The sequence below is a fragment of the Mycoavidus cysteinexigens genome, from assembly GCF_003966915.1.
Classification (GTDB): Bacteria; Pseudomonadota; Gammaproteobacteria; order Burkholderiales; family Burkholderiaceae; genus Mycoavidus; species Mycoavidus cysteinexigens.
On record NZ_AP018150.1, the window covers coordinates 2221747 to 2245404 of the forward strand.

The following is a 23658-nucleotide window of genomic DNA, read 5'->3' on the forward strand; positions in this document are numbered from 1 at the left end:
TCTAAATAAAAAAACGAGGAACTCTAGCCAAGCGAATAAATCCGTTTGGAATTCAGAAAATAGCGAATGAAGCAATACAGTTAATCCAGTGTTCTTTCACGTAGATGGGCAACCTTGCCTGACCATAGTAGACACAAGATTCGAAGCAAGCGCCACGATCTTTACCGTACCTAAAACAGCATAGGGAACCCAGTGAAAGGTCCGAGCATTATCTACGGGGTCGCACAAGCGCCCCAACGGCTGCCGAGAGAGGGATCGATTCACTGGGTAAACTTTGTTCAAAGAACTGCCGGTAGGGCTGGTTCGTCTTACAAAGACTGTAGGCTACGCGCGCCATTTTAGCTGCGACAGCGGTTAGCGCCTTACGTCGCACATCTGCATCATCTGGAGCAGATTGAATATATCGTTCATATTTATCGCGAAATGAATTCTCACGCATCCGCACGGCACCCACGCCAGCGAGCCAGAATGCGAGCCGCAACCTGGCATTACCTCGTTTAGAGAGTCGCTCTTTGCCACGATAGCTACCGGATTGCTGTTTAGCCAGATCAAAGCCACAATATTTTAAAAATTGGCGATGATGGCTGAACCGGCGCACATCGCCCGCTTCGGCGAGGATGGTTAAGGCAATGATGGGGCCAACGCCAGGTAGTGTTTGTAAATATTCGAATTCAGGCCGTCCACCAAGAGCTTGGGTTGCACGAGCTTCAAGCTCATTACGCAGCTGATTGAGTTGTTGATAACGTGTTAGGGTTACCCGAAACATCTCAACTGCAAGGCAATCCGGCGCATGGGGCAGTGCCGTAGTCGCCCCCGCCATTTCCCACATTTCCTCCAGTTTGGCTTGTTTGTTGACCTTCCGTCCAACGACATCCCATGCTGCGAGCACGAAAGCCTTTTTTGAGAGAGCTCGGACGTGTCTAGGGGTGGGGAATTGGAGCAAGAAACGAATAAACCACTCGTTGCGTGTACATGCCCAATATCGGTGCATTTCGGGAAAATATAAAGGTAATCCGTGATTAATTAATGCATGTTGGACTTTGGTCCGTGCTTTGGACACCTGGTAATAGGTCTTTGCGAGTTCTTGCAAATCATGCGTTCCGGCAACCATGGGGTCCACGTATCGCTGAAAGGCGTCTCGTCGGAGCATTTCAAGGATCACCGCCGCATCTTTGGGATCATTCTTATCCCATGAATTGAACATTGCCTCTCGATAACGCGCTTGAGCGACTGAATTGATACTGACCACCTCAAAACCCGCGCTAAGCAGCCGATGCGCTAGGGAACGATGGTAATCGCCGGTTGGCTCCAGTCCGATGCGGACTGGGCCAGATAGAGATTGTAAATGTTGAATCAGTCGGTCAAAGTCTGCCGCTGTGTTGGCCATCTTGAATCGCTGCCGCTTGCCTGTACTATTCTCAATCAGAACATAATTCCAGTAGCGTGCGATATCAATCGCGACTAAGTTTCGGGTTGGCGTACCCTGTATCGAGTCAGTCATTTCGGGTTTCTCCTTCTGTTAACGGATAAACTGAAGATGGAAGTGTCTCTTGGCTTAAGCCAAGAGACACTTCCCTTTCTGATGACTAACATTCTGCATGTACTATGGTCCGGAAAATGTCAGTGTTGTAATGCAAACTTGGGCTCAAAAACACCGTATCACCCTGGAGTTTATTCAGCCGGGTAAGCCGCAGCAAAATGCTTATATTGAGCGTTACAATCGAACTGTTCGCTACGATTGGCTGGCTCAGGATTTATTTGATACGCTTGAGCAGGTGCAGGTTTGCGCCACACGTTGGCTATGGACATATAATCACGAACGCCCCAATATGGCCATTGGTGGCATTACCCCTAAACAAAAACTGGCCCTTGTGGCTTAGCTTTCTACTTTTAAAATCTATTAAAAATGGGGGGATTACCCCTCGTCTTTGAGCCTGCTGATGCTTGCCAATTTGATTGGAGCCATGAGCATGTCGAATTAGGGGGCGTGGGACAAACAGTTAAGGTGGCCCATTTTCGGCTGGCGTATAGCCGTCAGCTCTTTGTTATAGCCTATCTGCGCGAAACCCAAGAGATGGTATTCGATGCACATAGACAGGCTTTCACTTTTCTGGGGGGCGTGCCCAACCGAATCATCTACGATAATCTCAAGACGGTGGTGGATACCATTTTAGTCGGTAAGGAGCGTCAATTTAATCGGCGTTTTCTGACTCTAGCCAATCATTACTGATTCGAGCCAGTCGCCTGTACACCAGCCGCAGGCTGGGAGAAAGGGCAAATTGAGAATCAAGTGGGCAATGTACGGGAGTGGTTATTCACGCCGCTGGCGCGCTTTTCTAATCTGGTCGAACTCAATGACTGGCTGGCTATACGCTGCCGAGAACTCGCTCAACGCAAACACCCCTGCCATAGTGGACGCACTATCAACGAATATTTCCAAGAAGAACAACGCTTGTTACGTCCAATCATCGCCCCGTTTGAGGGTTACGTTGAACAGATGATGCGCGTCTCAAACACCAGCTTGGTGCACGTGGATAGAAATCGTTATAGCGTTCCGGTTCGCTTTGCCAGACAAGCTGTGTCTGTACATATAAGCGCCAACCCAATCCAAGTGGTAGCCCAGGCTCAGGTCGTTGCGACTCACCAGCGAGTCTTTGGGCGGGACCAACTCATCTGCAATCCTTGGCATTATCTGCCTGTGCTAGAGAAGAAACCCGGTGCCTTACGCAATGGTGTGCCTTTTGTTGAGTGGGATTTACCGCTTCCCATTCAAGCGGTACGGAAATGCCTGCTGAAGCGCCCTAAGGGAGATCGTGCCTTTGTCGAACTGCTCCTGTTGGCTCAGAAAGTCGGCCTGGAGCCTTAACCGTGGCGTGTGAATGTGCTTTAGAAGCCGGTACAGTGACGGCCCCCATCATTATGAACGAAATGCGCAGACTGACCGACCCGGGTCGCCCACTTCGCTTGAATGGCCCGATGGTATTGTTTTAACGCTAGAACCCCTAGCAGATTGCCAGCGCTATGACCACCTGCTCGGAGAAACCCATGCCCACTGACATTCACGCCACTCTCACCGCATTGCAACTACATGGCATGGCCACGGCCTGGAGCGAGTTACAAGCCGAAAAGCCAAAACTCATTCATCGCCCTGAAATTTGGATAGAACGCCTGATCGCCGCTGAGCAAACAGATCGAGCATTACGCCGTTTACGCTATCAGCTTAAAGCTGCACGCTTTCCTATCCATCGAGATTTACTCAGCTTTAATTGGCAAGAAACGCCTCTGTCACAAGCCGTCATCGAGCAACTCGCCACGGCCGACTTCACCGATGCCGCACATAACTTGATCCTAGTCGGCGGGTGTGGAACGGGCAAAACTCATCTTGCCACGGCGCTGGGCGTGGCCACCATTCATGCCGGAAAACGGGTCCGTTTCTTCAACGGCGTCGAATTGGTCAACGCGCTCGAACACGAAAAGCAATTCGGTAAAACAGGTAACCTAGCCAAACGCCTTACACAGATTGATGCTCTCATCATTGACGAGCTTGGCTATTTGCCTTTCCCCGCTTCCAGTGGCGCACTGCTATTCCAGCTCATCGGACAGCTTTATGAGAAAACTTCTTTAATCATCACGACCAATCTCTCATTTAGCGAATGGGTACAGGTCTTCGGTGACGCAAAAATGACCACCGCTCTCTTAGATCGTATTACTCACCATTGCCATATCCTGGAAACTGGCAATCAATCTTACCGTTTCAAACATCGAAATATCCCTTCAAATTGAGTCCCTTAACTGGAAACTTTTCGGCGCTGTTTACTGGCAAATTTTGGACGCTGTTTGACAAATTAGAACTCTGTAGCCGGATCGCGTCATCATTACAATGCGCGTTTACGCGCCTCCACTAAGCAGCGCTTTTGCTCTATGCCAAGCTGTCCACTTATCCATTTCAACTATTTCAAGTGCTCATCCATAGATTTGTTCCCTTCACTTGCCAAAACTTCTGCAAACTCTTAAATACTCCATCACTGCTTTACTCTCAGAATTCATACACAACACTTTCTTCTTCAGAGATGGTGGACCAAGAATCTTCTTCCTCTGAAAGCTCATGAATAGAATCCCCCTCTTCTGAGTAAATTTCGTCTGAATACTCTCCCTCTGAGGGTATTTCATCACACTTTTCTTCGGACGATGCTATGTCGCTTTCATTATCACGATAAGCTAACACTGCTCCTCTCTGTTTTAACAGCTGATGATTTATCTCGCTTAAGCCTTGCACTTCTAACACAGAGGCTTTCGTCACTGTCAGCGACGTATGCATTGAACGCCAACATAACTCCACATGACATTCACTTCTCTCTTTTATTACACGCCACTCTCGAACGAACGTATCCCCACTGCCAACCAACAAATAATCCCCCTCTGGGTTCGCTTTCCAAGCAACAGTCTTCACTACCCCGTTAAAATCTCGAATCACCTTCTGACAATCACCAGAGCTAACATCCCACAGTTGTACGGTCCAGTCCGAACTACCCGAAGCGAGCTGATCTCCTTGCGGCGAATACGCGACGCTATAAACACTCTCAGTATGGCCCTTTAAGATGCGGACCCGCACTCCTTTTTGAACATTCCACAGACGCACAGTCTTATCCCCACTACCCGAAGCAAGTTGATCTCCTTGCGGCGAATACGCGACGCTATAAACACCCTCAGTATGGCCCTTTAAGGTGCGAACCCGCACTCCCTTTTGAACATTCCACAGACACACAGTCTTATCCCCACTACCCGAAGCAAGTTGATCTCCTTGCGGCGAATACGCGACGCCAGTCACAACATTAGTATGGCCCTTTAAGGTGCAGACCCGCACTCCTTTTTGAACATTCCACAGACACACGGTATTGTCCTCACTACCCGAAGCAAGCTGATCCCCTTGCGGCGAATATGCGACGCTCCTAACAGGGTTCGTATGACCTCTTAAGGTGTGGCCAGGTTCTCCGCTTTGAGCATTCCACAGACGCACGACATTATCGAAACTACCCGAAGCAAGCTGATCCCCTTGCGGTGAATACGCGACGCTATAAACACCACGCTCACCGCCCCTTAATATGTGGCTGGACACTCCGCTTTGAACCGTCCACAGTCTTATACTATTGTCGTTACTACATGAGGCGAGCTGGCCCCTTTTCGGCGAATATGCGACGCCAGTCACCCCCGAAGTATGGCTCCTCAAGTTATAATACGCAGAGCCTGTTTTGACCTCCCACAGACGTATGATCTTGTCCCCACCGCTTGAGGCAAGCTGATTCCCTTGTGGCGAATATGCGGCGCTAATAACACTATTCGTATGACCGCTTAAGATGCGGAGCGGAGCACCTGTTTGAACCTCCCACAGATATACCGTATTGTCATCACTGCTCGAAGCAAGCTGATCCCCTTGTGGCGAATATACAACGTTCAAAACAAAACCCGTATGACCCCTCAAGTTATGGCGCACCTCGCCTGTTTTAACGTCCCACAGCCGCGCTGTTTTGTCTAAACTGCCCGAGGCAAGCTGATCTCCTTGCGGCGAATACGCGACGCTATAAACACCATCAGTATGGCCTCTTAAGATGTGGCCGTGCGCTCCGCTTTGAACGCTCCACAGCCGTACAGTCCTGTCCAAACTACCCGAAGCAAGCAAATCTCCTTGCGGCGAATACGCGACGCCAGTCACAACATTAGTATGGCCCTTTAAGGTGCGGACCAGCACTCCTTTTTGAACATTCCACAGACACACAGTCTTATCCCCACTACCCGAAGCAAGTTGATCTCCTTGCGGCGAATACGCGACGCTATAAACACCCTCAGTATGGCCTCTTAAGGTGTAGCCGTGCACTCCGTTTTGAACATTCCACAGACGCACGGTATTGTCCTCACTGCCCGACGCAAACTGATCCCCTTGCGGCGAATACGCAACGCTTCTAACAGGACTCGTATGACCTGTTAAGGTTAGAATCTTTTCCCAATTTGACGTCTGATATACATTGATAACCCCCTTCTCAACACCCACAGCGGCAGCGCAGAATCCCCCATCCGGTGAATACGCGCAGGATAACACTACGCTCTCTTCTTTGAGATAAGGCCACTCGCCAAACTCCACCCCATCCATCTGCGCACCGTTTAAATTTGCCTCGCGCAGCCATATATTACGAAGATTTGCTCCGCTCAAATCCGCCTCTTGCAACTGAGCGGAGTCGAACACCCCAAAACTCAGATCTGCGCCGGGAACCTTGATTCCCTTCAAATCCATCCCATTAAACTGGATCCCTGCCTTGACCAAAATCGTGATTGCATTCGCCGCCCCTTGACTCACAGATTCCACCTGCTTGGAGGCTTTGATCCATGCCAGCAGCGGTTTCATCAGCGCTTTGTTCTGTCGCACGCGCTCCACTAAAAACCGCTGAATCGCCACATCCTCCACCAGATTAAAGCGGTTCAATAACCCTTTCTGATCTACCTGATCCGAATCATTCAGCATCTTCCATAGACCCTGCACATTCTTCATTTCGTTCAATGGCTCGCCTATCGATGCATCCGATCCAGCTGTACTTTCCAGCTCTTGCCACATTTCACGCGCTACAAAATAATCCCGCAACGATTTATGGATAAAGCGATATTCTTTGCCCAAATCATTTGGCCTGTCCTGGCAGATTAAGGGCGCATTTAAGCGCATCAGCACTGTGCTAGTTTCCTCATCGCCTAATAGGCGTCTGCGCCAATCTCCCTCTGTAGCTGAGTTATTTTTTTTCCATTTCGCATAAGTACTGGCCTTATAAGACGCTATCACCTCCCCAGCTTGGTACATTTCCAAGGCTAGCTCTTGGCTATATTCCACCCCGAAGTTGGCAAATCCTCCTCGCTCGATTTTTTTGAACTCATCTCTTTCTTTTGAATTAAGCTCAAGTATCTGATCTAGCCTCTGTTGTGAACGGTCAAACCAGCTCTTTACAAACTGATCGTAAATTGCAATTCGAGTTAAGCTCTGATTCTCTATTTGGCCTCTTTGGCTCAATTCAGGCAGCACGCTCAAGGTTATTTTCAGCAAAAATGGATTACTCACCAGCTCTTTTAAGCTTGGCTCCTCCAACTCTTTTTTGTATTTCTCCGCGCTCCACAAAGCATCAGGGTGTATTTCGCTATATCGATCAACATACCGCTTTATCGTTTCTTCCGAAAATGGTGCCAGCCGATACTCCTGTAAAGCGGTACGCTCGCCTGGCGGATGAAATTTGTATTGATAGTTTGGTCCTAAATATTCCGGGCGACTGCTGATTATGATTTTTGCGCCTTTCCAGTCATTTAACTCATTATCTTTATAAAATACCTGCTGCCGATGCTCGATCTCGTCAAATCCATCTAAAATTAATACAAATCGATGTTTACTTTGTAATTCTTTGATCTGCTCTTTCGAGAATCCATGCCTTTCGAAAAAGGCGCTCACTAGATTCCGATCCGGCCCTAACAAGCTCGATAATCCTATAAATACCGGAATTGGCATATTTTCTGACTTACCGCTCTGGATATAGGCCGCCCACAAGCTAACCGCGAGATCTCGGTTAAAGGTCGATTTGCCTGAACCCGCTTCACCTAGTAGGAGTAAGACTTTTTTATTGGAGTTCAAAAAATCTTGAACGTTGCTTTTTAAATCAAAGCGGGTTGAATCGTGAAGCTCCATCCCTTCCGGCTCCACATAGTTCGACAACGCATCTTTAACTTCGTTGTCTTCCTGTAGTCCTTTTAAATACCTTTTCTGCAACGCCTCAATAGCCGAATTTAAGTTGACCAACGGCTTAATATTAGGTTGCAAAGCAAAAATATGTTGCAACATCAGGGTTTCTATCAACTTCGAATCTGCCGCCGCTAAATGTATATGGTTATTCGCTGTATTATTATTTCCAATGGTTAAATTATTTAAAAAACCATTACCGATTTGCACTTTATTTTCACTTGAGTCATCAGCTCTTGTTTGCGTATCAGAGAACGCTGAATTGATCTGAGGGAAATATGAAGCCAAGGAAGGGAGAGGGCTTTGACCTGAATTAATCGACGACATACTAGCTACTACTCCTTTTTAATAATTAGTATTTAACCTATATTTTAATGATTTACTATCATATAAAAATTCAGCCTTCATTAAATAAAACCTATCTGCCAAAAATTACGGCAGCATGGGCAATATCAGAAACTCTGAAAGCGATTTCGTTATGTTGGTTCTATTTACTCGAACTTGGAATCTAGCAATGAGCTTTTTGCTTTAAAAGTAACCTCGACCACACCTATCAAGCCTTCATATTTTTATAGAGAAAATTTAATACGCTATTTTCTGAGAACCGCGCTCCACGCTGCTTTAACACCTTATGATTTACTTCGCTTAAACCTATTACTCCTTCTATTAGCATATCTGTCAACGTCAACTCCTCATGCACTGACATCCACCGCAGCTTTAATTTATACCCTCCTCCATCTTTTTTTACTTCCCACTTACGCACCAATTTATCTCTACCGCCCGCCAATAAATATTCCACTTCGGGCAGACCTTGCCAGGCTACGCTTTCGACTGCACCTCTAAATCCTTCAACCTTCCTCAGACATTGACCCGAGGATACATTCCACAGACGTACCGTCTTGTCATCACTTCCAGAGGCGAGCTGGGTTCCACTCGGCGAATACGCTACGCTACACACACCATCCGTATGTCCGCGCAACGTCAGGCCCCCCGGTGCTCCGCTTTCCGCGTCCCACAGCCGTATCATACAGTCACCACTCCCAGAGGCGAGCTGAGTTCCACTCGGCGAATACGCTACGCTCAAGACACTACTCGCATGTCCGCGCAACGTCGGACCCGATTCTCCGCTTTGCACGTCCCACAGCCGGACCGTCTTGTCATCACTCCCAGAGGCGAGTTGGGTTCCACTCGGCGAATACGCTACGCTCCTGACACCACCCGTATGTCCGCGCAACCTCGGGCCCGATTCTCCTCTTTGCACGTCCCACAGCCGGACCGTATTGTCATTACTCCCAGAGGCGAGCTGAGTTCCGTGCGGCGAATACGCTACACTATTGACAGCACTAGTATGTCCGCGCAACGTCCGGACCGATTCCCCGCTTTGCACGTCCCACAGCCGGACCGTCTTGTCATTACTCCCAGAGGCGAGCTGGGTTCCGTGCGGCGAATACGCTACGCTATACACATAACCCGTATGTCCGCACAACGTCCGAACCGATTCTCCGCTTTGCACGTCCCACAGCCGGACCGTCTTGTCGTAACTCCCAGAAGCGAGCTGGGTTCCGTGCGGCAAATACGCTACGCTCCTGACACCACCCGTATGTCCGCGCAACGTCGGGCCCGATTCTCCTCTTTGCACGTCCCACAGCCGGACCGTACCGTCATCACTCCCAGAGGCGAGTTGGGTTCCGTGCGGCGAATACGCTACGCTCCACACAGAATTCGTATGTCCGCGCAACGTCCGGACCGATTCTCCTCTTTGCACGTCCCACAGCCGGACCGTATGGTCCCTACTCCCAGAGGCGAGTTGGGTTCCGCTCGGCGAATACGCTACGCTCCACACAGAATCCGTATGTCCGCGCAACGTCCGGACCGATTCTCCGCTTTGCATGTCCCACAGCCGGACCGTCTTGTCATTACTCCCAGAGGCGAGCTGGGTTCCGTGCGGCGAATACGCTACGCTCCACACAGAATTCGTATGTCCGAGCAACGTCCGGACCGATTCTCCGCTTTGCACGTCCCACAGCCGGACCGTCTTGTCATCACTCCCAGAGGCGAGCTGGGTTCCGTGCGGCGAATACGCTACGCTCCACACAGAATTCGTATGTCCGCGCAACGTCCGGACCGATTCTCCGCTTTGCACGTCCCACAGCCGGACCGTATTGTCCAAACTCCCAGAGGCGAGCTGGGTTCCGCTCGGCGAATACGCTACGCTACTGACAAAATTCGTATGTCCGCGCAACGTCCGGACCGATTCTCCGCTTTGCACATCCCACAGCCGGACCGTATTGTCAAAACTCCCAGAGGCGAGTTGGGTTCCGTGCGGCGAATACGCTACGCTCCACACAGAATTCGTATGTCCGCGCAAAGTGTGGATTTTTGCCCAGCTCGACGTGTCATACACGCAGACCTTACCATCTCCAAACACCATCGCACACGCTTTCCCATCCGGCGAATAGACACACGAATACACCGAGCTCTTTTCTTTCAGAGTCGGCCATTCGCCAAACTGCACCCCTACCATCTGCGCTCCACTTAAATTCGCCTGATACAGCCATACCTGACGAAAATTAACCCCGCTTAAATCCGATCCTTTCAACTGCGCTGAATCAAATACACCATAGCTCAAATCCGCTCCAGGTATCCGGATTCTATTTAAATCCGCTCCATTAAACCCCACACCTGCTCTCACCAAGATCGTCATCGCATTCGCAGCACCCACCGTCACAACGGCATCGGGATCCTTGGAGGCTTCTATCCAGGCATGCAAGTGGGCTTTGAAAACCGGATGCTGGTTAACACGTTCCACTAAAAAGTCGAGAATCAACGCTTCATCCACCAATAGGAATTGATTCAGCACCGCATCAACGCACGGTTGAGCGTCGCTAAATTGCGGACTACAAATCGCTCGCGCCACACAATAATCCTGGATCGATTTATGGATAAAGCGATAGTGTTGCCCTCGGTGAATCAGCGGTGCATTAAAAAGTAATAAACGTTTTTCTGTATCTTTTTTATTAAGATACGTCCGCCAAACTTCTGGGACAACTTCATTCTTCTCAAGGTCATAGGAAGCTTGTACAAGCCCATTTTGGGTCAGGGCTATCGCCATTTCTTGGCTGGCTTTCAGTCCTTCTGTAGCTAGATGTTGCCCCAACTTATTTCGTGCATCTTTCTCTTCCGCAGTCAATTTAATATGCTGTAACCGCTCTTCTGAGCGATTCCACCAACGCGATATAAATGCGTCATATAGCGCTATGCGAGTCAACAGCGCTGACTTGTTTTTGGCCAAATCGGGTAAAAGATCAAGTGCCATCCGCAGTAAAAATGGACGGCGTATCGCTTCTTTTAAAGTCGGCAAATTATTTAAGGCACCCTGGTATCGTTTTAAACTCCATTCAGTGCGTTGGGTATGCTGAATATATTTCTGAATATAAGCGGCAATCCAATCATCTGAAATCGTAGAAAGCCAATATTCCTGTAAAGTGGAGGTCTGCCCCCGTTTCTGAAACTGGCTACGATAGTTTCCTCCGAGATACTCTGGGCGTGAACTAATAATGACTTGAGCATTCTTCCAGTGATCAAGCTTGTTCTGCGTATAAAATGCTTGCGTGCGATCTTTTATTTCATCAAAACCGTCTAAAATAAAAACCAGACGTTTTTCTTTTCGAAGCTCAGTAATCGCTTCTGGCAAAAACTTTTGTTCCAGCAAATAGCTCTCTATTAAATCCTCACTAGAAGGCGTATGTTCAGCAAGCGCAATAAAAATCGGAATAGGAGCCGTAGAGGATTGTTGATGTTCCTCCCAGAGTATGCGCGTTAAATGTCTATTAAAGGTCGATTTACCTGAACCCGCCTCGCCAAGCAACAAAAGCACTTTTTTACTAGACGATAAAAACTCGCGGACTTTGTCAATGAGCGTAAAGGCAATTTTGCTATCCGCCCTTTCTTGTCCTTCAGAAGGAATATACAGAGCAAGGCCGTCTCTTATTTCATCGACCTCTTCGAGCACGTTGAGGTAGGCGGTTCTAAGCTCTTCAATCTGTGTACCTAATTGAGCCAAAGGCTTGTAACGCGTAGTTTCTGCATGGGCGTTTAGCCTTTCAAATATCAACCTGGTGTTTGAATTCGAATCCGTTAAGAAAAAGTTTGTTGTGACTGTATGGCTCTCTCCATAGAGTTGATTGCTCACCACACAGCTTTCGCTAACTTGTACAACGCTCTGCCCCTCTCCGCTCGCTTGCTCATGAATTGCTTCAACCTGTGTCAGCAGATTGGAGCGAGTTGAAGCATTGGAGATAGGGGGAACGTTTGAACCTGAAATTGGCAACATTGCTGGCTACTCCTCTTGTATCATTATTTCCGTGGTGGTTAGCTCCCATCACACGAAGTGAAGAGAGTTTGTTACTCCTCTTAAGGCATAGACCTTGTTATAAAGATCAAACCCTTCACTTCACTTCTCACCAACATAAAACTGAACGGTAGCCAAGGGTTCGACCCTGTATGCACAAGGATAGTGAGTGAGTTGGTAATTCTATTGTAAATTGAGAACATAAAGATGTATTACCTCGGAATCGATGTCGCCAAAGCCAAGCTGGATTGCTCGTTTTTACTGGATGAAACCGGTCTTAAACGTAAATCCAAAAAAGTAACCAATAGCCAAGCTGGGTTCAGTGAACTATTAACCTGGCTTGCCAAACAAGGTATTGAGCTTACGGAGCTTCACGTCACAATGGAAGCTACGGGGGGTTATCATGAGCAAGCCGCTCAAGCCTTACACGATGCAGGTGTTGCGGTTTCCATCGTCAATCCGGCCCAAATAAAGGCTTTAGGAAAGACCCTAGCCATACGGACTAAAACTGACGCAGTTGACAGTTTCTTGATCGCTCGTTTTGGCTTGCTATGCAAACCTGATGTTTGGGTTCCTTCAGCTCCAGAAGCAAGAGCGCTTAAAGCTTTGCTCGCCCGCCAGGAAGCTATTTCTGAAGACCTACAGCGTGAGCGTAATCGCCAAGAAAAAGCCAGCATTTCGACTACTCCAGAGCGTGTTCAGAAATCGCTTGATGACAGCATTCATTTTCTGCAAACCCAGTTAAAACAACTTCAACAAGAGATCGATGATCATATCGACAAGCATCCTGCTTTGAGAGAAGACTTAGGTTTGCTAAAAAGCATTCGCGCGATTGGCCCACAAGTCGGCAAAGCGATGCTTTCTGTGATGCAAACCCATTCATTTAAAACGGCCGAACAACTCGCCGCTTACTTGGGCCTAGTGCCCGTAGAAAGACAATCCGGTTCCTCTGTATTGGGCCGCTCCCGACTTTCTAAAGCAGGTTCTCCTGAAATCCGCGCTAAGCTTTATATGGCCGCTGTTGTCGCTATACGCTATAACGCACACGTCAAAGCTCTATACGAACGTCTACGCGCGCGCGGTAAATCCGCTATGTCGGCTCTGGGCGCTTGCATGAGAAAACTGGTTCACCTGTGTTTTGGCGTGCTTAAAACACGTATGCCTTACCAAGAAAATTATCGAAATATTGCTTGACTTGGAAGACGGTATCTTTATATTTTGTGTTTACTTGTCTCTGAATACACCATTTAACAATCTGGCTTCCACCAAATAAAACTCAATGCTTCGAGCTGGCGCTTAGGCAATACCAAAATCTCCGAAAGAGTTCTATTTTTATTCGAAGTTTTATTCGCGCAAGTTTACATCAAAATTTACTTCGGAAAGCTTATGCTTAATTCGCATTAACAAGACATAAAAACCCTTAATTTGGCTATTGCTCCGAAGCAAAAAGCAGCTTATTTCTTTGTTTTTATTTAGTTTCAGTGTATTTTTAGCCCGAACTGTAAATCCGGTAGACCCACCTCTGAATCAGAAGTCCCGAATTTTTTAGAGTGAAAATGCTTTTTACTGTACATCCATACAGATATTTTGCACTGTTCCTAATGCTTTTTTAGCGCTCAGTTTTTGAGGATTTGGACGGCTACGAAATCGGCGTTCGTTGTAAAGTTACTAAATCCGTTGTAAAGTTTGGATTTAGAAACCTCGCAAAGCCTTATGCGGTGGGGTGACCGACGGGACTCGAACCCGCGACAACTGGAATCACAATCCAAGACGCTTAATCCGGCAACAGGCTTCCCAAATTTGACCGAAGGCCCGCCGAAATTCCGCGTGCTGACATTGCCGAAGCTAACGTTTTCAATGCCAACGTCTGCTGGCAGTGGCGTGAACAGGCGCTTGGACTTAAAGCATTTTATCGGTAGCTATGGCAGATTCATAATGAAATGCCATAGCCTCGATTCATTGAGATTCAATCGAGAGCATGATTGAATCAAATGAATTGAGTTTTTTACTAAATTCTGAATCCGCTTCGTCTGAGTCATGGAATATATCTATTTCGCCTAAAAATTCTTTTAATTTTTCGTCATTTTTTATAAGATTAGATTCAAATAAATATCTTCTTTTACTTTCTAAACATTTTTCAAAAATATCTGTTATTTCCATAATATATTTATTAAACATATCCAAATCTTTTCCCTGCCCTTTCATTTTCATGCATTCCAATACCTCGCCTCCTTTCGCAGTCAAATCACCTTTAACGTCCTCATGCAATATAAATGAGAGAGATGCTCTTATGCGCAAAATATTAAACAACATTACATTTCTATATAAATCAAAATCAGTTAATATAAATAATTTTTCCTCGCCATCTTCCAGCTTTATATAATCCTCTGTTTTTTCTATTACATTATTAAAATAAATAAAATTTTTGTGAATTTCTTTATTCAGAATTTCCAATGCATATTTTAGATTATTCTTGTTATCATTAATCACATCTTCAATAATTAATTGAGTGAATCTATCAATCTGAGATTGAATTTCATTTGTATTTTCTGTTTTATTTAAAATTTTCGCTATAGATTGCAGCACTGACTTTGTCTTAGCACATTTTTCAGTCAAAATATCTATATAGATTTTCTTATATTGATCGTTATTAGAAAAGCTAAAATCTATGGAATGTAAGTAAAACAAGCTGGCTAAAATATAACTTTCCAATTTAAGAGCTGCAGCCAGCTTTCTATTATCACTGTTATGTTCTATTTCAAATGAACCAGCCTCAACTCCAGTGGATAACACCACAGGAGATAGCCGCGCAGAAGGTGGCGGCTCCAAAGATGGCATCTTCGCCAATAACTCCGGAGAAGGTGATATTTCAAGAAATTGCGCCGCAGAAGATCGCACTATAGTAGATTGCGCCCGAAGGGGTCGCATCGTAAAATATGACTCCTCAGAGGAAATTGCAAGCGTTGGCGCTTGTGTACTCTCCATGCTGACTTCATCACTGCCACCACCACATGCAATGAGTGCCTGGAATGCAACGATGCTACTAGCTAATTTAATTAATTTCATAATATTGATTTTTTTGCATTTAATTAAGCGACTTTATTTAAAAATAAAAACCCCCAGAATAATAACATGCAAAATTAAACAAATTAAAAAAATTAAACAAACCAAACAAATTTCTCTAATAATTAATTTCAATAACTAAGATTTAAGGGAGCAATATAGGTATAAAAATTTAAAAAAACAGGATGCCAGCAGTTTATACTCCGTAGATTTCATACAAAGCACAGATACTGGCAGAGCTAATAAATATTAAGTAAGTTTATTCACACAATAAATTTGAAATATCTTTTTAAATTTATAAAACAATAACTCTGAGTCCAGAGCTCTTGATGAAGACCTCTATGAATCCGATTTACTAAAATATTTATAGCCAGAACACAGAGAAACTTACTAAATTACCCTGTCAGTGAACTGCTCCCAGAGAGGGAGACTTGACCATCAGAATTCTAGAGTTAATTAAATATAAAAATACTTCATCGCGCGAGCATGTTTTATCTCGTTACATCACAAAAGCATCGAACCGAGGTGCGGATGAAAAAATTTAATATTAAAATTTATTGGAACGAAGAAGAGCATCATTGAGCGTATTGAACTGCCTAATTTTGCTTTTGGAGCATCCAAGGAAATGTATGTCCGGATTATGAACGACAAGGTTTGTTCACTGCAGAACTAATGGGGTCTGAATTTGATGAAGGCGGTCGAATAGAGTTCAATACATTCTTTAATTCCATCACAATTCACACGTGGATGCAGCAATCTCATATGAGAGCATCAGCTTGACGCTTCGTGGAATTCGTGCAAGTGGCCGGTTAATCATTCGATTCGGTATATATCAACTTGGAAATGCACAGCGCCTGGCTTGATGAAAAAATTATCGGCATCAAGTTTGAAATCGTCATCACCCGCTTCAATCGAAAGCAGTACAGGCCTTTTTGACGAGAACATTAAGAACACTGTACCTAAACACTAAAGATTTTAGCTAATTGGGGCGAATTTACATTGCCTGCGTAGCTTAGCGAATCACCTTTCGTTCCGCTGATTACTTCCCCAACCCACGCGCTAAATCCTGCTGCAGATCATCGCTATGCTCAAGCCCAACCGCCAGTCGAATCAAGCCCTCGGTAATCCCTGCTGCCGCGCGAGCTTGCGGTGAAATACGGCTATGTGTAGTGGTCGCTGGATGTGTGATGGTGGTGCGCGTGTCACCTAGATTACCGGTGATTGAACATAGCCGGGTCTCATCTATCAAGCGCCAGGCATTGGCACGCTTCGCTTCAGGAGTAGCGCCTTTGACTTCAAATGACAGTAACGCACCCCCTGCTCGCTGTTGCCGCTGAGCAAGTTCATATTGTGGGTGCGAAGGCAAGCCTGGGTAAAAAACTTGATCAACCACGGGCTGAGTCAGCAACCATTGCGCAAGCGTCAGAGCATTTTTAGACTGGCGCTCAAGCCGCACGGTCAGAGTTTCCATTCCTTTGAGTAGCACCCACGCATTAAAAGCAGACAGGGTTGGCCCAGCATTGCGCACAAATGGAAAGATTTTTTCTTGCATTAAGGCTTTAGAGCCCACTATGGCCCCACCCAATACGCGGCCCTGCCCATCTAGATATTTAGTCGCCGAATGCACTACCAAATCGGCGCCAAGTTTGAGCGGTTGTTGTAGCGCCGGCGTGCATAAGCAATTATCAACGACAAGCAATGCATTTGCCGCTTTGGCAATGTCTCCAATTTTTTTAAGGTCGGCGATTTCCGTCAACGGATTAGAGGGGGTCTCGAGAAAAAACATTTTTGTCTCGGGCCGCACCGCATTTTGCCAAGCCTGATGATCCGTCAGATCGACAAATGTCGTCTGAATCCCAAAGCGGCTAAAAAGCGTTGAGAACATATTGATAGTCGAGCCAAAGATACTGCGCGAACTCACCAAGTGGTCTCCTGCTTGCAATACCCCCATTACAGCCGCCATAATGGCGCTCATTCCAGATGCCGTCGCCACACAGACTTCTCCGCCTTCAAGTGCGGCAAGCCGACGCTGAAACATATCAACGCTCGGATTCGCAAAACGCGAATAGGTGTAATTTCCTTCGGTCGAATTAGCAAAGCTTTTAGCTGCTTCAGCAGCGCTGGCGAAGCAAAAGCTTGAGGTTAAAAAAAGCGCCTCTGAATGTTCATTAAATTCGGTACGCAGGCTGCCAGCGCGAACGGCTAGCGTATCAAAATTAAACTCATCCATGATCAGTCAAAGCCATTTATTCCGCTGACAATTGCAAATGTAATTGCGAAAATGCTTTTTCATGGTCCGCGCCAGCCTCGCGCTCGTTGACCGCTACTGGCGCTAAACGCGCCAACTCTAGGCTATTCAAATAATCCGGCGTAACATCGTTGGTTATATAGCGACCATCAAAACATGCTGCTTCAAAAGAGGTTAACGCCGGATTCAAATCGCGCACAGCTTGTTTCATGGCTGCCACGTCCTGATAAATAAGTTGGTCTGCACCAATGATGCGCGCCACTTCTTCGTCGCTGCGGCCGTGGGCAACAAGCTCCCCCCGGGTTGGCATATCAATGCCATAGACATTCGGAAATTTAACCGGTGGCGCTGCAGAGGCAAAGATCACTTTGTTAGCACCCGCATCGCGCGCCATTTGGACGATTTCCTGGCTGGTCGTGCCGCGCACGATTGAGTCATCGACAATCAACACATTGCGCCCTTTAAACTCAATTGGCATCGCATTGAGCTTTTGCCGCACTGATTTTTTGCGCACCGCTTGACCCGGCATAATAAAGGTACGGCCTACGTAGCGATTCTTAAAAAAGCCTTCGCGGTATTCAATGCCTAACCGATTCGCTACCTGCATTGCGGCCGGCCGGCTTGAATCAGGTATGGGCATCACCACATCAATATCCCCGGCCGAGATTACACGTTCGATTTTTTGCGCTAGATAATCGCCCATACGCAGTCGCGCATTGTAAACCGGCACGCCATCCAAGCAAGAATCTGGGCGCGCCAAATACACGTATTCGAAAATACAGGGATTAAGGCTCGGCGCAGGCGCACACTGACGGCTATAAAAATCGCCATCAAAGCTAATAAAAATCGCTTCGCCCGGAGCTACATCCCGCACCAACTCAAAACCAAGCCCTTCAATCGCCACGGATTCAGACGCACAAATCCATTCGACGCCCTGCTCAGTTTCAAGTTTACCCATACAGAGCGGGCGAATACCGTAAGGATCACGAAAGGCTAACAGACCATAACCCGCAATAATTGCGACAATCGCATATGAACCCCGTACGCGCTGGTGCACCCCGCTGACGGCTTTAAACAGCATCTCGGGATCTAGCGAGTAACCCGCGCTCGCCATTTGCAATTCATGCGCCAGCACATTTAGCAAAACTTCTGTATCGGAATGAGTATTAATATGGCGCCGGTCAATCCGAAACAGCTCGTCTTTTAATTGCCGAGAGTTCGTCAAATTGCCGTTATGCGCCAAAATAATCCCATATGGCGCATTCACATAAAAAGGCTGCGCTTCTTCTTGGCTACTGACTGAGCCCGCAGTTGGGTAGCGCACCTGGCCCACGCCGCATGTGCCAGGCAACGAGCGCATATTTCGCGTCCGAAAAGCATCGCGCACCATGCCATTAGCTTTATGCATATAGAAGGTATTGCCATTTGCTGTGGCGATACCCGCAGCGTCCTGACCACGATGCTGTAACAGCAGCAGGCTGTCATACAGCAACTGATTAACCGGAGATTTTGAAACTACACCTACAATGCCACACATGGCGGGTCCTTCAAATGATACAAATTTTGACTGTATTCTTGTTTAGAGCGCCTAACTAGCTTGCCAACGGCTATTTATTTGCCTCTTTAACACTTTTTAGCAACGGCGCAATCATTTTACTTCATTCAAGGTGTGCCTGCATGCACATAACGCGCTAGCGCATCGGGCAGCAGGCGTTTCATAATCTGCACGCCCGACGCTACATAAGGGCGGAGTAAAGCTTCACGCCAAAACCGTTGTTGCGGCAAATCAGTCAAGCTCGCCAGCGCTGCTGCCAATGCCACCACCAGCACGAAGCCGCGCAATAAACCGAAGAGCGCGCCCAATGATGAGTTAAGCGTACTCAGTCCAATCACGCCGACAAGCCGGTTTAATAAGGCATTCAGCACACTTGCGGTGAGCAGCACGGCAACCACGATGAGAACAAACGCCAATAAAAACTGTGTCGTTTGCCCCCCCGGCCAATGCGCGGGCAAATAAGGCGCAACCCACACCACACACCTTGCGGCGATAATAAAAGCCACGATCCAGCCAATTAAACCCAAGGTCTCAGCCACGAAACCCCGCCATAAACCGCGCAAGGCCGAAAGACCAAGCACCAGCAACACAGTAAAGTCGAATATAGTTAGCATGAGTGCCCCTATTTAGCGGTTTGTTTAGTAGTTTTTAGATTCATCTGAGCCAAACCAAGCTCTCGAATACGTTTGCTCGCTGCCTCAGCACTTGCACGATCTTTAAAAGGTCCAGCACGCACAAGAAACTGTTGGCTGCCATTAGGCAACTTTTTACGCTCTAGATAAGCAGGTATATTCGCCGCCTTTAAGCGTTCTGTCCAGGCACGAGCGCGCGGCTCGTCACCTAAAGCGCCGAGCTGAACGGCAAAACGATTGTTCGGGAGGGCGCTAGCGCTCGTCCCCTTCGCAGCCGTTTGCGGGCTTGTTTTTGTACGCGGGTTAGCTTGTGTGGAAGGCGCTGTGGCCAGCGGCGGCGGATTCGTTACAGTAGGCGATGGAGCTGGCTTACGGGTGAACTGAATGGGCTGGCTAGGCGCAACGGATGGCTGCGCCGAAGCGGCCTTTGCCGTTAGATTGGTCGTATTGGGGATAGATTTTTGCGCGACAGAAGGTGCTGCGGGCTTATCCAAAGCGCTTAATAAAGCCTTCTCTGAACTCAATGCCGGCGCTGGTGGCGTCACTTTAGCCGGAGTCGCCACGTGGATTGCGATGTCATCAATTTGTGGCCTAGGACCTGGTTCCAGCACTTTAGATAAAATCACAATGGCGACTGCCACCAAGACTACCGCGCCTAACAAGCGACTGCGCGCGCGGCGCTTTTCTAGCAGCAGCGGATCAAGTAGAGTTTCTTGTCCAGCGTGACGCGCACCACGTTTTTCACGCGTCGCCGCTTTCTCACGGGCCGCTGCGGCCTTATCCGAGCGCTCTGCCCGCACATCATATGCACCGTTTGCATTGCGCCGATCATTACTTTTACTGCCGAACGAGAAAAATCCCATAAATGGCTTAAACCACGTTACCTTGTATCATGAAATTTTGGAAGGGCCACCCATTTATGACTGGCGTTGCCGATATGCAATCACATCAGCCACCGTATAGAAAGATCCAAAAACGATGATTCTATCATTCTCTGCGGCATTCGCTAATGCCTTTGCGTAAGCTTGCGCTGGCGTCGCAAAACATTCGATGTCGCGAGGCGTATTGAGGGCTGCGGCGCTATTCTTATGCGCGGCTGGTATTTCATGCAGGAGCGCCTCAATCATGGCGGCTGGCGCAGCACGCGAGGTTGGCAAATCAGCGATATACCAGTAGTCAATCTCGTTTTTTATCAAGCGCAGGATAGCCGCAATATCTTTATCCTTCATCGCGCCAAATACAGCGTAGGTATAGGGGAAAAACCCCATATTGCTTAGATTTTCCGCCAGCGCCGCGACAGCATGAGGATTATGCGCAACGTCTAGCACGACGGCCGGCTTGCCAGGCAGAATCTGGAAACGGCCAGCTAACTCCACCCGCGCTAGTCCAAGCCGGATGTGTTGCGCTGAAACCGGCAATCTATCGCGCAGCGCTTCAAGCGCTGCCAGCGCGGCTGCGCTATTTAGCAATTGGTTGGCGCCGCGCAAGGCTGGATAAGCCAGCGCCGCGCGCGCTAGAGTACGGCCCTTATAACGCCACTGCTGACGTTCATTGCCCGCTTGCGCCTGATAACCAAAATCGCGGCCGGTCAGCCATAAATCTGCGCCGATACGCTGCGCGTAGTCAATCAAACTGTGTGGAGGTAAGGGGTCGCCACAAATCGCTGGTTTGCCAGAGCGAAAAATACCGGCCTTTTCAAAACCAATTTTTTCGCGCGTGTCGCCCAGGTAGTGAGCATGATCAATATCAATGCTGGTCACAATCGCACAATCTGCATCGATACTATTGACTGCGTCTAAACGCCCGCCTAAGCCAACTTCAAGGATCACGACATCCAGTTTACTGGCGGCAAACCAGTGCGCAATCGCCAGCAAAGTAAATTCAAAATAAGTTAGCGAGATGGGTTCAGCCAAGCTATGGCGCGCGCGTTCGACGGCCTCAAAGTGAGGCAATAAAGCCGCATCAGAGGCCATTTCGCCATTGATGCGCGCACGCTCATTAAATGCGAGCAAATGGGGGGAAGTATGGCAGCCGACTCGATAACCCGCGGCGAGCAAAATAGACTCAAGCAATGCACAGGTCGAGCCCTTGCCATTAGTGCCCGCCACTGTGATCACTGGGCACTTAAAATCTAGCGCGAGAGCGTGTTTAACTTGGCTGACCCGCGCCAGACCTAAATCGATGCCGAGAGGATGGGCTGTTTCAAGATGCGCCAGCCAGGCGGCTAGAGTTGGAAAAACCATCATTCAGTCGATATGCGCTGCAGCGTAAACCCAGCAAACCTATTATTCATAATCAAAGAAGTGCTGCCATAAAAACGCCTCGGCCGATTCTTTAAGGAACCATAGCATCATGCGGCTGTAATGTGAGCAATGCTAACAACTGGGCAATTTCTTCGCGTAGCCGACGACGGTCAACGATCATATCAAGCGCCCCTTTTTGCAGTAAAAACTCGGAGCGTTGAAAACCTTCCGGTAGTTTCTCGCGCACCGTCTGCTCAATCACGCGCGGCCCGGCAAAACCAATTAAGGCTTTAGGCTCAGCAATCACGATATCGCCTAAAAAAGCAAAGCTCGCCGAAACCCCACCCATGGTTGGATCGGTCAAGACAGAAATAAAGGGTAGTTTAGCTTCAGAAAGTTTGGTCAACATTGCAGTTGTTTTAGCCATTTGCATAAGAGACAGCAAACTTTCTTGCATGCGCGCACCGCCCGAAGCTGTCACGCAAATAAAGGGTGTACGTTGCTCAAGCGCAACCTTCACGCCACGCGCAAAACGCTCGCCCACCACCGAGCCCATTGACCCGCCCATAAAAGAAAACTCGAAACAGGCGACGACCACTGGCAAGGTATGAATCGCACCACCTTGCACAACTAATGCGTCGGTCTCGCCGGTATCTTCCATCGCCTCTTTAATGCGCTCGGTATATTTGCGGCTGTCCTTGAATTTAAGCGAGTCGACTGGCACAATTTCCTGGCCAATCTCATAACGGCCCTCGGCATCTAGCAGGCTATCGATGCGGGCCCGCGCGCCAATGCGCATATGGTGATCGCATTTAGGGCAAACGTGTAAATTACTCTCTAGATCATTGCGATAGAGTACGGCCTCGCATGAGGGGCATTTGATCCATAGACCTTCAGGCATGCTTTTGCGATTTGCCGGATTGGTCGGTTTAATTTTAGGTGGCAGTAATTTATCAAGCCAGCTCATCTTCTATCCTTAATTTCCTAACTGCTCTCTAACTTTACGTCTGTGTCGAGCGCATGTCTTATTTGTGCAATAAAATCAGTGAGTAATTGTACCGCGTCTGCGGGCGGCGCTTCTGCTAGAAGTTCAACAATTCGGCTACCCATTACAACTGCATCGGCATTACTCGCCACCGCGCACGCGGTAGCTGCATCGCGAATGCCAAAGCCGACCCCTACTGGCAACGTTATACGCGCTTTAATCGCTTCGACCTGACTGGCGACACGCGTCAATGCCGGCTGCCCTGCGCCTGTCACGCCTGTGAGCGATACATAATAGACATAACCGCTAGCCAGCTGCGCTACAGCCGCAATGCGCTCAGCGGTTGAGGTCGGCGCCAGTAAAAAAATCGGATCAATGTTATGGGCTCGCATCTGCTGCGCAAAATGTACCGCCTCTTCGGGCGGATAATCAACCACCAGTACCCCGTCGACACCTGCTGCTTGCGCCTGAGCCGCGAACCCTGCGCCCAGGCGCTCAAGCGGGTTGGCATAACCCATTAGCACAACTGGCGTCACCGTGTCACGCTGGCGAAATGCACGCACATCAGCCAATACTTGAGTCAGCGTGACGCCACGCGCTAACGCGCGCTCGGATGAGCGTTGAATCACTGGGCCGTCCGCCATTGGGTCGGAAAACGGCACGCCCAATTCGATGATGTCCGCTCCCCCGGCAACCAATGCATGCATATAGGTAACCGTTTTTGCCGGATCGGGGTCACCTGCGGTCATAAATGGAATCAATCCTTTACGACTTTGTGCAAATAATGCGGTGAAAGTGCTTTGAATACGTGACATATAT

At 48.1% G+C, this 23658-nt stretch carries 16 protein-coding genes and 1 pseudogene; 6 read left to right on the forward strand and 11 right to left on the reverse strand.

The genetic code is table 11. From position 1 onward, the window contains the following. Positions 1–208: 208 nt before the first annotated feature. Complete coding sequence (locus tag MCB1EB_RS09440; protein WP_126353862.1) at positions 209–1501, reverse strand: IS110 family RNA-guided transposase; 1293 nt, start codon at positions 1499–1501, stop codon at positions 209–211. 106 nt (positions 1502–1607) lie between these two features. Here MCB1EB_RS09440 and MCB1EB_RS09445 point away from each other — a divergent pair. From MCB1EB_RS09445 to istB, 5 genes and pseudogenes are all read left to right on the forward strand, one after another. Continuing rightward, positions 1608–1880, forward strand: a pseudogene (locus MCB1EB_RS09445) (integrase core domain-containing protein); the annotation flags it as partial. Between the two features lie 26 nt (positions 1881–1906). Further along, positions 1907–2230: a DDE-type integrase/transposase/recombinase gene (locus tag MCB1EB_RS09450; protein WP_126354010.1), complete on the forward strand. Its 324-nt coding sequence runs from the start codon at positions 1907–1909 to the stop codon at positions 2228–2230. Positions 2231–2290: 60 nt separating this feature from the next. Next, complete coding sequence (locus MCB1EB_RS09455) at positions 2291–2866, forward strand: Mu transposase domain-containing protein (protein WP_126354011.1); 576 nt, start codon at positions 2291–2293, stop codon at positions 2864–2866. A 13-nt stretch (positions 2867–2879) separates the two neighbouring features. After that, positions 2880–3056: a hypothetical protein gene (locus MCB1EB_RS12120; protein WP_161566218.1), complete on the forward strand. Its 177-nt coding sequence runs from the start codon at positions 2880–2882 to the stop codon at positions 3054–3056. Next, positions 3046–3783: an IS21-like element helper ATPase IstB gene (gene istB, locus MCB1EB_RS09460; protein WP_126353829.1), complete on the forward strand. Its 738-nt coding sequence runs from the start codon at positions 3046–3048 to the stop codon at positions 3781–3783. Before MCB1EB_RS12120 ends, istB begins: the two co-directional genes overlap by 11 nt. 253 nt (positions 3784–4036) lie before the next feature. On the opposite strand, the gene MCB1EB_RS09465 is transcribed toward istB, so the two are convergent. Both MCB1EB_RS09465 and MCB1EB_RS09470 read right to left on the reverse strand, forming a co-directional pair. Beyond that, a complete protein-coding gene (locus tag MCB1EB_RS09465) occupies positions 4037–8089 on the reverse strand; it encodes a WD40 domain-containing protein (protein ID WP_126354012.1) in 4053 nt (1350 codons plus the stop codon). Positions 8090–8315: 226 nt separating this feature from the next. Then, positions 8316–12095, reverse strand: a complete 3780-nt coding sequence (locus tag MCB1EB_RS09470; RefSeq protein ID WP_126354013.1) for a WD40 domain-containing protein — start codon at positions 12093–12095, stop codon at positions 8316–8318. 225 nt (positions 12096–12320) lie between these two features. Here MCB1EB_RS09470 and MCB1EB_RS09475 point away from each other — a divergent pair, with 225 nt between their 5' ends. Next, on the forward strand, positions 12321–13307 hold the full coding sequence (locus MCB1EB_RS09475; RefSeq protein WP_126353997.1) for an IS110 family RNA-guided transposase: 987 nt from the start codon (positions 12321–12323) through the stop codon (positions 13305–13307). Positions 13308–14069: 762 nt separating this feature from the next. Here the strand turns inward: MCB1EB_RS09475 and MCB1EB_RS09480 are convergent. The 8 genes from MCB1EB_RS09480 to trpA form a co-directional block, all read right to left on the reverse strand. Beyond that, positions 14070–15179: a hypothetical protein gene (locus tag MCB1EB_RS09480; protein WP_045364861.1), complete on the reverse strand. Its 1110-nt coding sequence runs from the start codon at positions 15177–15179 to the stop codon at positions 14070–14072. 1036 nt (positions 15180–16215) lie between these two features. After that, positions 16216–17406, reverse strand: a complete 1191-nt coding sequence (locus tag MCB1EB_RS09485) for an O-succinylhomoserine sulfhydrylase (RefSeq protein WP_431311523.1) — start codon at positions 17404–17406, stop codon at positions 16216–16218. A gap of 16 nt (positions 17407–17422) precedes the next feature. Further along, a complete protein-coding gene (purF, locus tag MCB1EB_RS09490) occupies positions 17423–18961 on the reverse strand; it encodes an amidophosphoribosyltransferase (protein WP_026921333.1) in 1539 nt (512 codons plus the stop codon). Positions 18962–19086: 125 nt separating this feature from the next. Next, the gene (locus MCB1EB_RS09495; protein ID WP_045364854.1) at positions 19087–19593 is read right to left on the reverse strand and encodes a CvpA family protein; all 507 of its coding nucleotides are present in this window, start codon (positions 19591–19593) and stop codon (positions 19087–19089) included. 8 nt (positions 19594–19601) lie between these two features. After that, positions 19602–20474 carry an SPOR domain-containing protein gene (locus MCB1EB_RS09500; protein ID WP_045364851.1) on the reverse strand — a complete coding sequence of 291 codons (873 nt, stop codon included), beginning with the start codon at positions 20472–20474 and terminating at the stop codon, positions 19602–19604. A 54-nt stretch (positions 20475–20528) separates the two neighbouring features. After that, positions 20529–21857: a bifunctional tetrahydrofolate synthase/dihydrofolate synthase gene (folC, locus tag MCB1EB_RS09505; protein ID WP_045364848.1), complete on the reverse strand. Its 1329-nt coding sequence runs from the start codon at positions 21855–21857 to the stop codon at positions 20529–20531. Between the two features lie 88 nt (positions 21858–21945). Beyond that, complete coding sequence (gene accD / locus MCB1EB_RS09510; RefSeq protein ID WP_026921336.1) at positions 21946–22821, reverse strand: acetyl-CoA carboxylase, carboxyltransferase subunit beta; 876 nt, start codon at positions 22819–22821, stop codon at positions 21946–21948. A gap of 17 nt (positions 22822–22838) precedes the next feature. Continuing rightward, entirely contained in the window at positions 22839–23654 is an 816-nt protein-coding gene (trpA, locus tag MCB1EB_RS09515) for a tryptophan synthase subunit alpha (RefSeq protein ID WP_045364845.1), read from the reverse strand. Positions 23655–23658 lie beyond the last annotated feature (4 nt).